Here is a 13,707-nt window from a genome sequence, read left to right on the forward strand (position 1 = left end):
TCCACACCAATCGTTTATATATAACACATCTCTTACGGATATGTTGATATACAGCCGTTCAGGTGGAGTGTCTGTCGATCATCTCTCCGCTGATGAAAATTTGTTAGATTTTGGTTGAGAGAGATAATACGTACTTACTCCATTAATAAATGAAATACCGCTTTCCATTTATTCCATCGCGCCGATGGTTGGAAAACGTGTGACAAAGATATATGTTTTTTTTGAAATGTAGTGGTAATATGGGAATAAATGCAAGAAGTTTTGTATATGCGGCAGCTTTGCTATTATCACTATGATTTTCTTATCACAGAATATTCCTGTCATTTAGATTCTCAAAATAAATCAGATGCTATTTTTTGATAGCGAAAGGCTTGGCAGCTACGAACTGTCCCTCTTTTGCATGAATAATATATGTTCCTGGTTCTGATATAACTATTGGATTCTGACCTTCTATCAGTATATCAGTAGGATGATAAACACTTACATAGCACAAATCTTTGATAATCACTGCTTGCGCTTCCTTATCATTGCGTATCACATGGATAGGCTTACTGTCGAAGTCGTGGACTTTCTGTTGTGTGGTAGCCGGAAGTGTCAGATAAATATAGGATGCGGGCACATCTTTACGATGCTTCAAATAAATAGAGAACAGGTTGCTTTTCAGTATTTCGGGTTTGTACATTCCCATAAAATCTTTCCATTGTCCTTCTTTGTGCTCGGTGATAGTTATGCAGGTGTCTGCCTGTAATATAATATACCCCGTGTTATCATGGAAGAACCGTTTATTATCTTCCGACCATACTTTGCCTTTACTGAACCGTTGGTCGATGGATGTAGTTATGGTAGCTGTACTGTCGGCATGAATGTCACTTCCCATGCATAGTACATAATCATCAGTAAATATCCATGCTTTGTTCGCTTCCAGTTTATTGCGTTTCAGTTGCATGGCTGTGATTCCTGTATTTTTATAAGTAACTCCGCCAACGCAGGAACTATGATTTCGTGAGTTTGCTCTATTCGGATTGGGGATGGGAGTATTACTTTCGTAAGTGGTAATTCCGGGGATTTTTCTCCAGTCCCAAAAAGGAAAGATGTTATGGTATTCATCGCCGCGTACATAAGTATATAGTGCGCCGTCAGCCATATAATATCCTTTCAGATTATCTTCATTCACCAGTTCTGTGCCGATAACTCTGTTCGAAGCCATACGTACGGAAGCCATCCATTTGGGAGTACGGTGGATCGTATAATCCGATTCCCAAAAATGTTTGTTTCCCGTGAATGTGTTAGGAGTTTGCGAAGCGATAGAGTTACGGCGAATCATTTCTTTTATCTTGTCGGCAACTTCCGGTTCGCTGCTTTTCATTAACGAATATGCGGCAAAGAGCAAACTGAAACCTTTGTCAACATCTGCATTACGGAATAATTGCCGGTTGAGTCCGTTTACATCCAGGTATCCTTGCCATATAATCCATTGATATCCTTCGAGTAGGAGAGAGGTGAGAATACTTTGCTGCTCTTTGGAAAAAACAAGGGAAGTTCCTGCGAATAACTCCGAATAGAAACTCATATTGCAGAGAAAAGACATACCGTAATTGCCGAACTGTTGTTGTGCCCCGTGTTGATGAAAACTCCAGTCTGCCTTGATTCCTTCCTTTTGTCCGAGAGTTATTTCGGAAGTAATGACTTCACGCGCTTTCTTTGTCAATTCCCAGTCGTTTTCTAATAAAGCCCTGATTAGCACATTACCTGCCAGCCAGACTTTATTTTGTCCTGTCATGCCAAAAGCCGATTTATTCATCACTTTGATTGCATTCTGTTTCTCCTGTTCGCTCATTTCATTTTCGAATAATAAGAATGCAGGGCCGAGTGTACGTGGAATACCGATTTGGTTGTACCACCAGTTTTTGCACACCAATCCTTGGCTGAACCAAAAGTTCATAGCCTGATGAATGGTATTAGTCAGTCGGGAGATTTCGGACGGTTTGAGTGCTTGTCGCTTCTGATAGTAATATTTAGTAAGTTTCAGAATCCGTTCCGTATGTTTCTTCGGTTCCCATCCTGAACGTTTGGTATCTGCGTAGTTGATATCTTCCCATGAACCATCTGTACGGATCGTGCTTACCAGTTGCTCGATTTCTTTGGGAGAAATAGGATACAGTTGTTGCAGTTCAATCACATTCTGATCGGAGACTTCCTTTTCGGGTGGAATGGTTGATAATCTTTTGAGAAGTACTTCCTTACCTTTATCTTTTCCGACAGTAACGTCGATATAACTTCTTTTGATTAAACTCACTGAATCATGGATTGCTTCCTGTGCATTGAGTGACGGGTTACTTAGCAAGCAAAGAAGTAATGAAAGATAAAGGTAATGGATAGTAGTTTTCATATTTGAGTATAATTAATTTTGTATTTATTTACTAAAGGAGAAAGAGCGGCCAGTAAAGTTATACGCTGTTTGCCGTTAGCAGCAAATAGGCTGGTAGATATTATTTCTCCGATTGTTCCACTTTCTGTAATTACAGATATTTGTTTAGCCCCTTCCACCAATTTTCCATTTCGGGGAGAAATAATATGGCGGCGGTCGGGGGAGTCATTCCCCGAAGTAGTCAGACATTCGTTATGAAGAAGAATGTGATTAACTTCCCAACCTGTTCCCATCGGATGATTGCCCAAAGCTAATATTGAACTATTCCCCATATTTATTAATGCATCTTCAATCCGGGATTCTTTCAATATCCCTCTGATATTGTCCAAAGCATATCCTTTGAGAAAGCCTGACAGATTGATAGTGATGCCATTTTGCAGGAAACGTATGCTGCGGTTTTCAGCAGATAAACAGACGGAATGAATCGTATTCGGATTATACTGTTCCGAATGAACAGTAACGTCGAAATACCCCAACGTTTTACGATTATATTCCAGGCAGCAGTCAATCATTGCATAAAGTTCTTCGCTGAGGATAACCGGAGATATGGAAGCCGTTCGATTGACAGATGCCAGTTCACTGGCAGGGTCGTAATAATTGGCTACCTTTTCCAATCGTTGCAATTCCTCATGGATACGGTCAACCACAAGCATCAATTCTTCTTCCGGTTTCTTACTACACAACATTATATCCACACGTGTATGCATGGATGAGAACCAGGCATAAAGTAATCCATTACCATTATGCGGTGGTTTATACAAATGTTGAATCGTTGTTTGCATTTATGGCAAGACAGAAGGGCATGTCCTGTCACGAGACATACCCTTTATTGATAATGTAACTTATTTCAGTTCTTTAATCTTCACATTCTTAAACCAAACTTCATCGCCATGATCCTGAAGCAAGATATTACCTTCTTCAGAATTTCCAAAGTTAGGCCAGTTCTTGTACTTACTGTATGCCACCAAGGCATTCCACATATCATTGTTACGATCATACTCAATCAGTTTAACACCATTCAGCCAATGCTCTACATGATTACCCTTTACAATAATAGTAGCTGTATTAAACTCTTTCTTGTTGAACGGTTTGTCTTTAGGAGCAGGAATCAGGTCATATAAAGAGCCTAATTTTCTGTTACCTTCCACGCCGAGTTTTGCATCCGGATGTTTGTCATCATCAAGTATTTGGAACTCACAGCCGATAGCTGAACCTTCACCCTTATTCAAATCCGGGTTAACGAAATATTTAACCCCACTATTTGCACCTTCGGTGATTTTGAAATCCACTTTTAGAATAAAGTTCTTGTATTTACGGGTAGTCACAATATCACCACCGTTAGCTGATTCGGCACCACCGCTTTTTATTACTTTCAGAATACCATTTTCAATCTTCCAGCCTTTTGCGGGGAAAGTTGAAAGTTTGGCACCTTTCCAACCTCCAGTAGTTTTACCGTCCCACAATAAAGCCCAACCGTCTTTTGCTTCATTCGGAGAAATTGTATTAGAAATCACGTTTACTTCCGGTGCTGCCTGAGCTTCCGGAGTCTGATAACGTTCTACATCCGTCGTACAGATACGGATATTCTTCCAGCTTACGGTCTTACCCTCGTCCGCGGCATTGCCGATAGCGTGCACTTGCAGGGCAATGAAGCCTACAGGAGTCATATCATCCCATATATTAGCACAAGGCACACCATTAATCCAAGTGCGGATAGAATTACCGACAGCCTCGACACGGGCTTTATTCCATGCATTATTCTTGAAAGCTGTTTTTGCCGACGGATTCAGAGTCAGAGGATAAAGCCAGTTTCTACGTGCTTCATCGTAAATACCACCCGACCAAGCCCGCTTGGAAGGATCGATTTCGAATTGATAGCCATGCACGCGTCCTTTTTTATAGTCTTTCTTACTTTCACTACGAAGTTGTACACCGGAGTTTAAACCGTCATCTACTTTAAAGTCAAACTCAAGGATAAAGTCCCCATAATTCTTTGCAGTAGCTAGAAATGTATTGGGAGTTCCCATTTTGGACACACCGACAATGGCATCGTCTACAATCTTATATTCGGCTTTGCCATTCAGTTTCTTCCACCCTTTCAGGTTCTTGCCATTAAAAAGAGGTTCCCAATTCTGTGCGACGGCCGAAGCGGCGCAGAATAAAAGTAAAGTCAATACGATATTTTTCTTCATATATTCATGGTATTATAATAATCAAAAATCTTTCTATCTCCTGTTTTTATGCTTGTTTACAATTTATAGAACTGATCCCAGCCCTTACGCGGCGGAAGTCCCGCCAACATAGCATTGGCAAACTCATTATTCGTAATCTGCTTCGTGCGGCTATCAAAGAACAGTTGGGTATTGAGTCGCTGAGCCATTACACCCAAAGAGAATACCTGACTTAAAACGCCGTTAATTTCAAATGGTGAGCGTGTCTTTTCGATGCCATTACATGCCAGCAGGAAGTTCTCAAAATGATTGGATGGACTCTTTGGTACTTGCGGCAGTTTATCGGCCATTTCTTTTGCCTTTTCTTCCGGAATAATAGACAACGTACTTCCATGACTTCCTCCCTTGAAGGTAAGATCCCTTGAATAAATAATCTTTCCCGGATTCAGTTTAGCGGTAGGGGTATCTCCCTGATTGGTAGCGGGAATGTTTGGGTCCAGTCCTGAAACTCCATAACCTTGAGGGATTGGCGGAAGATTATCCAAGCCATCATACCAGGTAATATCTACCGGCGGCATACCTTTGCGTTGCGGGAAACGGAAAAGAACCGTAGAAGAATAAGGGAAGAAATAATCATTGTGCCCATTTGCATATTGCATGGTGACTTCATAGGGCAATCCCAATTCAAGGAACTCGTGAGCCGTGTCAAGGATATGCGCTCCCCAGTCACCCAGTGCGCCCATTCCGAAATCATACCAGCAGCGCCATTGCCCTTGATGATAGTCCTGATTATATTCGTGATAAGGAGTTACTCCGAGCCAGGTATCCCAGTCCATATCTTTCGGCAATTGTTGTCCTGAAGGAAGTTTATAGATGTTGGTGTCCCATGTATGCCAACGGCGCGGGTTATTCATATGCGCGGTGATAGCAGTCACATCTTTAATGATTCCCGCGTCCATCCAAGCCTTAAACTGGAAATAGTTCGCTTCCGAATGTCCCTGGTTTCCTACCTGAGTAGCCAGGTTAGGCCGTTTGAGCGCAGCCTGCATCAGCAACTCCGCTTCGTAAAAAGTTCGTGCAAGCGGTTTCTCCACATATACATGCTTCCCGGATGCCAAAGCCAGCATGCTGATCGGGAAGTGTGAATGGTCGGGAGTAGCGATGGCTACAGCGTCAAATTCATTACCGGCCTTATCGAACATTTGCCGGAAGTCCCTGAATTGTTTGGCCTTTGGATACTTGGCTATTACCTTCTGTGTATGTTTGGCTCCCATGTCCACATCGCATAAAGCCACAACTTCCACCATCCCGGTTCGTGCAAAATCTCCAATGATTTGCTCTCCACGGTTTCCGATGCCTACATAGGCTATCTTTACTTTTTCACCTCTCGCTTTTTTCGATGAAATAGTTTGGGCATTCAGCAAATCGCCGGCTCCCAATGCCAGTCCGGCAGAAGCCATAGACATAGTTTTCAGAAAGTCTCTTCGTGTCGTCATAAGTTATTCATTGATATTGATTAAGTATTCTTTTAATTCCATAGAAGAGGAGACGCAAAAGTCCCCAAAAGGCGTAAAGCGCAAAAGTGAATATTAATATATAGAAAATAGAAGTTATCATCTCCATAAATGAACCATGATAAGCTATGATAGCATACATATGCACTAAATTGGCTATTACGAAACAGACGAGTAAAGTGATAATCTCCGTCTTTTTCCGCCTTGCGGTCACAATTGTGTCTTTCATACAGTTTCGGGTGTTTGGGTAGATTGATGGTTCAGATAGTCTATTTTATATTCGTCCGGGAAATAGAGTGTCCGTTCTTCTTCCAGTGCCTGATGTCCCAACAGACATAGCATACTGGCGTAATATCCTTCTTCAGCTATCCGTGCCGGTTGCTTTTGGGTAATGGCGGCTTCTACGAATGCTTCCAGTAACAAAGAAGTGCCATCACTTTTCGGACGTTCTCCAATGATAAATTCTCCGGTATTCGTGTTCGCAGTCTCCGGTGCCCAACTTGTTCCGGCAAAAGGCAATGAATCAAACACCTTGTTTTCCCAGTCATTAATCATTTGCAGGAAAGCCGGTGCAGGAGATATGTCCTCAAAATAATATTTTCCTTTTTCCGGTTCCACCGTACCAAGACTACCCATAATCTGTTCTTCCAATCCGTAGAATTTATTAGAGATTACAGAATCGAAAGTCATCTTTATTCCATCGTCGAATACATAAATGCAACTTACATTATCATACACTTCCCTACCGTCTTTCCAATAAGTAATAGCACCATGTCCCATTACCTTTTCTGGAATCTTGCGCAATGCCCAGCTACCTATTTGGAGTTGATGGCAAGCCAGTTCCGTCATTAATCCTTTTGAAAATTCATTGTACAGACGCCAGTTTATCAGACGTTCCAGTTCCGGGGAAGGAACGGGACGTCTCCAGTCGCCATTCCTGTTCCAAAAAGTACGGATAGCATTTATTTCACCGAAAGTCCCCGCATGAACCAGTTCCATTGTTTTGATGTAGCGTGGGTCGAACAGGCGTTGTTGTCCGGTAAAGAAAATTTTTCCTGTGCTGCGATGTTTCTGATATATCCGGTAACATTCATCCATTGTGAAGCCGATTGTCTTTTCGCAGAATACATGCTTGCCTGCATCAAATGCATCCAACACGATTTTACAATGCGAATTAAGGGGAGTAGCTAGCAGGACAGCATCTATCGTCTTGTCTTCCAATACTTCCCGATAGTCACTATATACTTTGGCATTAGGAACAAGCTTCAACGCTTCCTCGACGGATGGTTTGTAAATATCGCATAAGGCTACAATCTCTACTTTGGGATTTTGGGTTAAGAACCCCATTAAAAAACGTCCCCGCGAACCGGGACCGATAATAGCCAGGCGACATTTCTCTTTAGTAGTATTGGTGACTTCCGAGAAAGCAGAAAGCCACGGACTTGCCGCAAAAAGTGCACCAGCCCCGGCTATACCCAAACTTTTCAGAAAATCCCGTCTATTAATTAATATGTTTCTCATATAATATATATTTTGATTTGTATTAGACTTTGACAGAGACAGGTTTCAGGTTAAAATATATATTTCTAATATGAAAACACTTTCTAAATAAGTAGATAAGCTCTTTTCTTTATTAAGAAAGTGTTTTCTTTAAAGATCATAGAGGATTTTATTCCGTTCTCTTACAAGCATTCGCCTGGAAGAACTCATTCAATGTATCTTCAAAATTTCCATGAACGAGGATGTGATGATTGCCCAACGGATTCTTTAAGAAATATTCTGCCGGAGTATTCATCCGTATGCGAGCTTGTGTCCGACACATATTGATATAATTGGTATTCTCGGATAATGTTCCCGTAGACAGGTAATATTCGTCGAGACATTCTCCGCCGCATTTCACGATAGTCACGTCTCCGGTCGGGAGTAAGCCTTGGATAGCAATTCCTTTTTCCGTTTCAAAATGATTGCGAATAATATATCTTTCCGTCTGTTTGAGTCCGATGGTGCAATGAGCCAGGATAAGTTCGTTGGTGCGGGAATTAATCATGGAAGGATTTGCCATGAATCCGTCTTTTCCGGTGAGTGCTTTTACTGCCAGCAGGGTGAAGATGGATTGCAAGTCTCCTTCGCAGCCGGCCATGATTCCGTCATCGTTCAATAAGGATAATGCCAGACAACCAGTCGTGTCGATTTGCTCAATCAGTTTGAAGCAACTTAATGTCAGTGCTTCCAGTTTCTCCTCTTCGCATACCTTCTTGATAGCCCGGTATAGTCGCATAGCTTTGATTAAATCTTCGGGAGTTCCTTCGCGGCAGGCAAGAGCTTGTGAAGCGACGGCTGCACAGGAAGCGCCTACCTCATCATCCGTGATTTGTTGGAAATGTTCATAAACTCGTTCTAACGGAATGTCCGTGTATTCGATACCCCAACGACGTTTGGCCAAAAGATAGTCAACATTGCTGGCAACGAGCCAGGAAGAAGGAGTGCCGATGACTCCGATGCGCTTGCCGAATAAGGAGCGTTGCGCCTGGAAGTTATTGTAAAGTGTATGAATACGAAGGATGATGGATGGTAATTCACCATGAAGAATTTCACTTTTCATTCCGCGTCCCCGCAGCCAGGTAGATATCTCCAATGCGGCAGCAAGAGAGTTCTGCATGCCGTCTGCCAGCAAAATGGCGGGGCGGGGAAGGCTTTCGAAATGTTGAATGACCAGTCTTTCTACTCCGCCGGTAGCGATGAAGATGATTTTGAAATCATCACTACCCAGCTTGTTCATATCCTGATAGTCGACGAGTTTTACGGTATAATATTTTTCAAGTTCACTCAAAATCGCTTCGTGTGAACTGCGCAGTGAAACTTGTTTATGAAGTAGTGATGCGAATGAGATAAGGTGTATGGTCATTATGATATTGTTTTAAGTTTTCCGTATGACAAATGTATAGCTTTATTTTCAAAATCCCATAACGTTTTTAACCTTACTAAGGTTTTTAAAGTTTTTATGTCTCTGTATTCAAATTATTGCGTACATTTGCAGCTTCAAGTAGAAAAAGTAAATAGTAATTAAGTAATTTGTAGTTAAAATTATGCCAACCATATCCATTCGCGGAAACGAGATGCCTGCATCTCCTATCAGAAAACTGGCTCCTTTGGCAGACGCTGCCAAGCAACGGGGAGTTCATGTGTTTCACCTGAACATCGGACAGCCTGACCTGCCCACTCCTCAGGCCGCGATTGACGCGATACGCAATATTGACCGCAAAGTCTTGGAATACAGTCCCAGTGCAGGTTATCGTAGCTATCGCGAGAAATTAGTAGGATATTATGAGAAGTTCAATATCAATCTTACGGCAGATGATATAATCATTACGTCGGGTGGCTCAGAAGCGGTGCTTTTCGCTTTCCTTTCCTGTCTGAATCCGGGTGATGAGATTATCGTTCCCGAACCGGCATATGCTAACTATATGGCGTTCGCTATCTCTGCCGGAGCAAAGATACGTACGATTGCCACGACCATTGAAGAGGGCTTCTCACTCCCTAAAGTGGAGAAGTTTGAAGAACTGATTAATGAACGTACCAAAGCAATCCTGATCTGTAATCCGAACAATCCGACCGGTTATCTGTACACTCGTCGCGAGATGAATCAGATTCGTGATCTCGTGAAGAAATATGATTTGTTCCTCTTCTCCGACGAAGTGTATCGTGAGTTTATATACACCGGTTCTCCTTATATATCTGCCTGCCATCTCGAAGGTATTGAGAATAATGTGGTACTGATTGACTCCGTGTCCAAGCGTTATTCAGAATGCGGTATCCGCATCGGTGCGTTGATTACCAAGAATAAGGAAATACGCGATGCTGTCATGAAGTTCTGCCAGGCTCGTTTGAGTCCCCCTTTGATCGGACAGATTGCTGCTGAGGCTTCTTTGGATGCCCCAGAAGAATACTATCGCGAGACGTATGACGAATACGTGGAACGTCGTAAATGCCTGATTGACGGATTGAACCGTATTCCGGGCGTTTATTCTCCGATTCCGATGGGAGCTTTCTATACCGTAGCGAAACTTCCGGTAGATGATTCCGACAAGTTCTGTGCATGGTGTCTTTCTGATTTCGAATACGAAGGTCAGACGGTATTCATGGCTCCGGCTTCCGGTTTCTATACTACTCCGGGGTCGGGTATCAATGAGGTGCGTATCGCTTACGTTTTGAAGAAAGAAGATTTAACCCGTGCGCTTTTTGTATTGCAGAAAGCTTTGGAAGTGTATCCGGGAAGAACGGAATAAAAGAATATGTCTCTGTCACTTTTCATAGCCCGGCGTATCTATCGTGAAAGCGATGGCGGAAAGCAGGTGTCACGTCCTGCGGTCCTCATTGCAATGGCGGGTATTGCTATCGGACTGGCTGTTATGATTATAGCTGTGGCGGTAGTTATCGGGTTTAAAAGTGAAGTGCGAAATAAAGTCATAGGATTCGGCTCGCATATCCAGATTACGAATCTGGACGCGGCCAGTTCTTATGAGACTCATCCGATTATAGTGGGGGATAGCATGATGGCGGCTCTTGCCGGTTATCTCGAAATAAGCCACGTACAGCGTTTTTCTACCAAACCGGGTATGATAAAGACGGACGATGCTTTTCAAGGAATGGTACTGAAAGGTGTAGGGCCGGAATTTGATCCCCGCTTCATGGAAGAATATTTGGTGGAAGGCGAAATTCCGGTTTTCAGTGACTCAGTTTCCAGCAATCAGGTACTTATTTCCAAGGCTTTGGCTACGAAGATGAAGTTGAAGCTGGGGGATAAGATATATACCTATTATATACAGGACGATGTACGTGCTCGACGGCTGACTATTGCCGGAATTTATCAGACAAACTTTTCCGAATATGATAATATCTTTTTATTGACCGACCTTAGTTTGGTGAACCGCTTGAACGGTTGGCAACCGGAACAGGTGACTGGCGTGGAGCTTCAAGTGAAAGATTATGATAAGCTGGAAGATACGACGTATGAAATAGCAATCGACACTGATAATCGGCAGGATGAACTGGGCGGCGTATATTATGTGCGTAGCATTGAACAGTTGAATCCGCAGATATTTGCGTGGCTTGACCTGCTTGACTTGAATGTGTGGGTGATTCTGATTCTGATGATAGGTGTTGCTGGCTTTACCATGATTTCCGGTTTGCTGATTATCATTATCGAACGTACGAACATGATTGGTATCCTGAAGGCTTTGGGAGCGAATAACTTTACGATTCGCAAGACCTTCCTTTGGTTTGCCGTTTTCCTGATTGGCAAAGGGATGCTTTGGGGAAATGCCATCGGCCTGACGTTCTGTATCCTTCAATCTCAATTCGGTATTTTCAAACTCGATCCGGAGACTTATTATGTCGATGTGGTTCCGGTTTCTTTCAATATATTGCTTTTCCTTTTGATTAATATCGGCACCCTGTTGGCTGCTGTCCTGATGCTGATAGGCCCCTCATTCCTGATTACGAAAATCAATCCGGCGAGTTCCATGAGATACGAGTAAGCCGCTCATTTTCTACCCGATTTTTACTAGAAAAATAATTTAGGCCATTCCGTGATGTGGAGTGAATAATATGTCTATATTTGCGCCCGATTTATTGTAATATCCTCTTATAGATTTAATTTTTCCATTATGAATAATGTATTGATTCTATTGGATAACCCGGATGACTGGAAACCGTATTGTGAGACAAACAGCGTTTTGACCGTTTCCGACTATCTGAAAAACAAGCCGGTGGAGAAAGACCGGAAGTTAGTTATTAATCTAAGCAATGATTACAGTTACAACTCCGAAGGGTATTACTGTTCTTTGCTTGCCCAAACGAGAGGACAGAAAGTCATCCCCGATGTGCATGTTATCAATAAGCTGGAAGCGGGGACGGGCATTAGGATGGATCGCAGCCTGCAGGCGCTTTGCTACCAGTGGATACAGAAGAACGAAATCAAGGATGACATTTGGTATCTGAATATCTACTTCGGGAAATGCCGGGAGAAGGGGTTGGAAAGAATAGCCCGCTTTATCTTTGAGAATTATCCTTGTCCGCTATTGAGGGTGACGTTGAATACCCGTCCGAAAAATCAGATTGAAAGCATCCAGTCCTTACCTCTGACTCAGTTGGATGATGAAGAACAGGATTTCTTTGCCAATACGCTGGATAACTTTAATAAGAAAATATGGCGTGCGCCCAAGTCTGCAAAAACTCCCCGTTATAGCCTGGCTGTGCTGATTGACCCGCAGGAGAAGTTTCCGCCTAGTAATAAGGGAGCGTTGCATAAACTATCCGAGGTTGCCAAAAAGATGAATATCCATGTGGAGATGATTACGGAAGAGGATGCAATGCGTTTACTTGAATTTGACGCGTTGTTTATCCGTACTACGACTTCTTTGAATCATTATACGTTTCATTTGTCGCAATTGGCTGCCCAAAATGGTATGGTGGTTATTGACGATCCGTTGTCTATTATCCGTTGCACGAATAAGGTGTATCTGAAAGAGCTTTTCGAAAAAGAAAAGATTTCTGCTCCCAAGTCTGCTTTGATTTTCCAGTCGAATGAGAATTCGTTTGAGCAGATTAGCGAACAGGTGGGTGCTCCTTTTATTCTGAAGATACCGGACGGGTCTTATTCTATCGGCATGAAAAAAGTGTCGAATGAGGAAGAATTGAAGACAAGCCTGGAACTGCTTTTTCAGCGGTCGGCTATTCTGTTGGCACAGGCATTTACGCCTACTGAATTTGACTGGCGTGTCGGGTTGTTGAACGGAGTGCCGTTGTATGCCTGCAAATATTATATGGCTAAGGGGCATTGGCAGATATATTGCCATTATGATTCGGGAAGAAGCCGTTGCGGACTGGTGGATACGATTCCTATTTATCAAGTGCCCCGTGTTGTGTTGGATACGGCTGTAAAGGCGGCCAATCTGATTGGAAAAGGATTGTACGGAGTGGATTTGAAGATGGTGGATGATAAAGCCTACGTTATTGAAATCAATGATAATCCGAGTATCGACCATGGATTGGAAGATGCCATCATTGGAGATGAAATGTACTATCGGTTGTTGAATTACTTTGAACAGGCTTTGGAAGGTAAACACTATTGATGATGGAGACGGAACCGTATATTCGCAAGGCGGAGTTGGCAGATATTCCTGCTATTCTGGAGATAGAGCAGGTCTGTTTTCAGGAAGATAGTTTTTCGAAACAGCAGTTTGCCTATTTAATCGTACGCTCGAAAGGCGCTTTCTATGTGGTGCAGGAAGAGGACAGACTGATTGCTTATGTTTCTTTGTTGTTCCACGAAGGTACACGCTATTTGAGGGTGTATTCCATAGCTGTTCATCCTGATTTTAGGGGAAAGAGTTTGGGGCAACGTCTGATGGAGCAGACCGTTCGGGTGGCTTATGAATATAAGGCGGAGAAAATCACGCTTGAAGTGAAAGAGTCAAATACTCCGGCTATCGGACTATATATGAAAAATGGCTTTATTCCCACGGGAATAAAGCCACACTATTATCATGATGGTTCGGATGCGATTTATATGCAGCGGACTATGTAATCCACG

The 13,707-nt window shown here is 42.7% G+C and carries 11 protein-coding genes; 4 read left to right on the plus strand and 7 right to left on the minus strand.

Annotation, left to right across the window (positions count from 1 at the left end; genetic code table 11):
* Positions 1-349: 349 nt before the first annotated feature.
* From HC965_RS01785 to HC965_RS01815, 7 genes are all read right to left on the minus strand, one after another.
* Complete coding sequence (locus HC965_RS01785; RefSeq protein WP_191029815.1) at positions 350-2,389, minus strand: polysaccharide lyase family 8 super-sandwich domain-containing protein; 2,040 nt, start codon at positions 2,387-2,389, stop codon at positions 350-352.
* Complete coding sequence (locus HC965_RS01790; RefSeq protein ID WP_191029816.1) at positions 2,386-3,210, minus strand: FAD:protein FMN transferase; 825 nt, start codon at positions 3,208-3,210, stop codon at positions 2,386-2,388. Before HC965_RS01790 ends, HC965_RS01785 begins: the two co-directional genes overlap by 4 nt.
* Before the next feature lie 60 nt (positions 3,211-3,270).
* On the minus strand, positions 3,271-4,620 hold the full coding sequence (locus HC965_RS01795) for a DUF1080 domain-containing protein (protein ID WP_191029817.1): 1,350 nt from the start codon (positions 4,618-4,620) through the stop codon (positions 3,271-3,273).
* Between the two features lie 56 nt (positions 4,621-4,676).
* Positions 4,677-6,095, minus strand: a complete 1,419-nt coding sequence (locus HC965_RS01800; RefSeq protein ID WP_191029818.1) for a Gfo/Idh/MocA family oxidoreductase — start codon at positions 6,093-6,095, stop codon at positions 4,677-4,679.
* Positions 6,096-6,102: 7 nt separating this feature from the next.
* Complete coding sequence (locus HC965_RS01805) at positions 6,103-6,342, minus strand: hypothetical protein (protein ID WP_191029819.1); 240 nt, start codon at positions 6,340-6,342, stop codon at positions 6,103-6,105.
* Positions 6,339-7,634, minus strand: a complete 1,296-nt coding sequence (locus HC965_RS01810; protein WP_191029820.1) for a Gfo/Idh/MocA family oxidoreductase — start codon at positions 7,632-7,634, stop codon at positions 6,339-6,341. Before HC965_RS01810 ends, HC965_RS01805 begins: the two co-directional genes overlap by 4 nt.
* A gap of 148 nt (positions 7,635-7,782) precedes the next feature.
* A complete protein-coding gene (locus HC965_RS01815; RefSeq protein ID WP_191029821.1) occupies positions 7,783-9,018 on the minus strand; it encodes a fucose isomerase in 1,236 nt (411 codons plus the stop codon).
* Between the two features lie 181 nt (positions 9,019-9,199).
* Here HC965_RS01815 and HC965_RS01820 point away from each other — a divergent pair, with 181 nt between their 5' ends.
* The 4 genes from HC965_RS01820 (at position 9,200) to rimI (ending at position 13,701) form a co-directional block, all read left to right on the plus strand.
* Positions 9,200-10,399 (plus strand): pyridoxal phosphate-dependent aminotransferase, encoded by a 1,200-nt coding sequence (locus HC965_RS01820; protein WP_191029822.1) that lies wholly within the window; start codon positions 9,200-9,202, stop codon positions 10,397-10,399.
* A 6-nt stretch (positions 10,400-10,405) separates the two neighbouring features.
* The gene (locus HC965_RS01825; protein ID WP_191029823.1) at positions 10,406-11,650 is read left to right on the plus strand and encodes an ABC transporter permease; all 1,245 of its coding nucleotides are present in this window, start codon (positions 10,406-10,408) and stop codon (positions 11,648-11,650) included.
* Between the two features lie 129 nt (positions 11,651-11,779).
* Complete coding sequence (locus HC965_RS01830) at positions 11,780-13,246, plus strand: RimK family protein (RefSeq protein ID WP_191029824.1); 1,467 nt, start codon at positions 11,780-11,782, stop codon at positions 13,244-13,246.
* Positions 13,246-13,701 (plus strand): ribosomal protein S18-alanine N-acetyltransferase, encoded by a 456-nt coding sequence (gene rimI, locus HC965_RS01835; protein WP_191029825.1) that lies wholly within the window; start codon positions 13,246-13,248, stop codon positions 13,699-13,701. Before HC965_RS01830 ends, rimI begins: the two co-directional genes overlap by 1 nt.
* Positions 13,702-13,707 lie beyond the last annotated feature (6 nt).

Origin of the sequence: Bacteroides sp. GM023 (genome assembly GCF_014750685.1) — a bacterium.
GTDB lineage: Bacteria > Bacteroidota > Bacteroidia > Bacteroidales > Bacteroidaceae > Bacteroides.

Coding starts and splice junctions, on each gene's coding strand:
- HC965_RS01785 (WP_191029815.1), bottom strand. CDS start 2,389: ATGAAAACTACTATCCATTACCTTTATCTTTCATTACTTCTTTGCTTG.
- HC965_RS01795 (WP_191029817.1), bottom strand. CDS start 4,620: ATGAAGAAAAATATCGTATTGACTTTACTTTTATTCTGCGCCGCTTCG.
- HC965_RS01810 (WP_191029820.1), bottom strand. CDS start 7,634: ATGAGAAACATATTAATTAATAGACGGGATTTTCTGAAAAGTTTGGGT.
- HC965_RS01790 (WP_191029816.1), bottom strand. CDS start 3,210: ATGCAAACAACGATTCAACATTTGTATAAACCACCGCATAATGGTAAT.
- rimI (WP_191029825.1), top strand. CDS start 13,246: ATGATGGAGACGGAACCGTATATTCGCAAGGCGGAGTTGGCAGATATT.
- HC965_RS01830 (WP_191029824.1), top strand. CDS start 11,780: ATGAATAATGTATTGATTCTATTGGATAACCCGGATGACTGGAAACCG.
- HC965_RS01820 (WP_191029822.1), top strand. CDS start 9,200: ATGCCAACCATATCCATTCGCGGAAACGAGATGCCTGCATCTCCTATC.
- HC965_RS01815 (WP_191029821.1), bottom strand. CDS start 9,018: ATGACCATACACCTTATCTCATTCGCATCACTACTTCATAAACAAGTT.
- HC965_RS01800 (WP_191029818.1), bottom strand. CDS start 6,095: ATGACGACACGAAGAGACTTTCTGAAAACTATGTCTATGGCTTCTGCC.
- HC965_RS01825 (WP_191029823.1), top strand. CDS start 10,406: ATGTCTCTGTCACTTTTCATAGCCCGGCGTATCTATCGTGAAAGCGAT.
- HC965_RS01805 (WP_191029819.1), bottom strand. CDS start 6,342: ATGAAAGACACAATTGTGACCGCAAGGCGGAAAAAGACGGAGATTATC.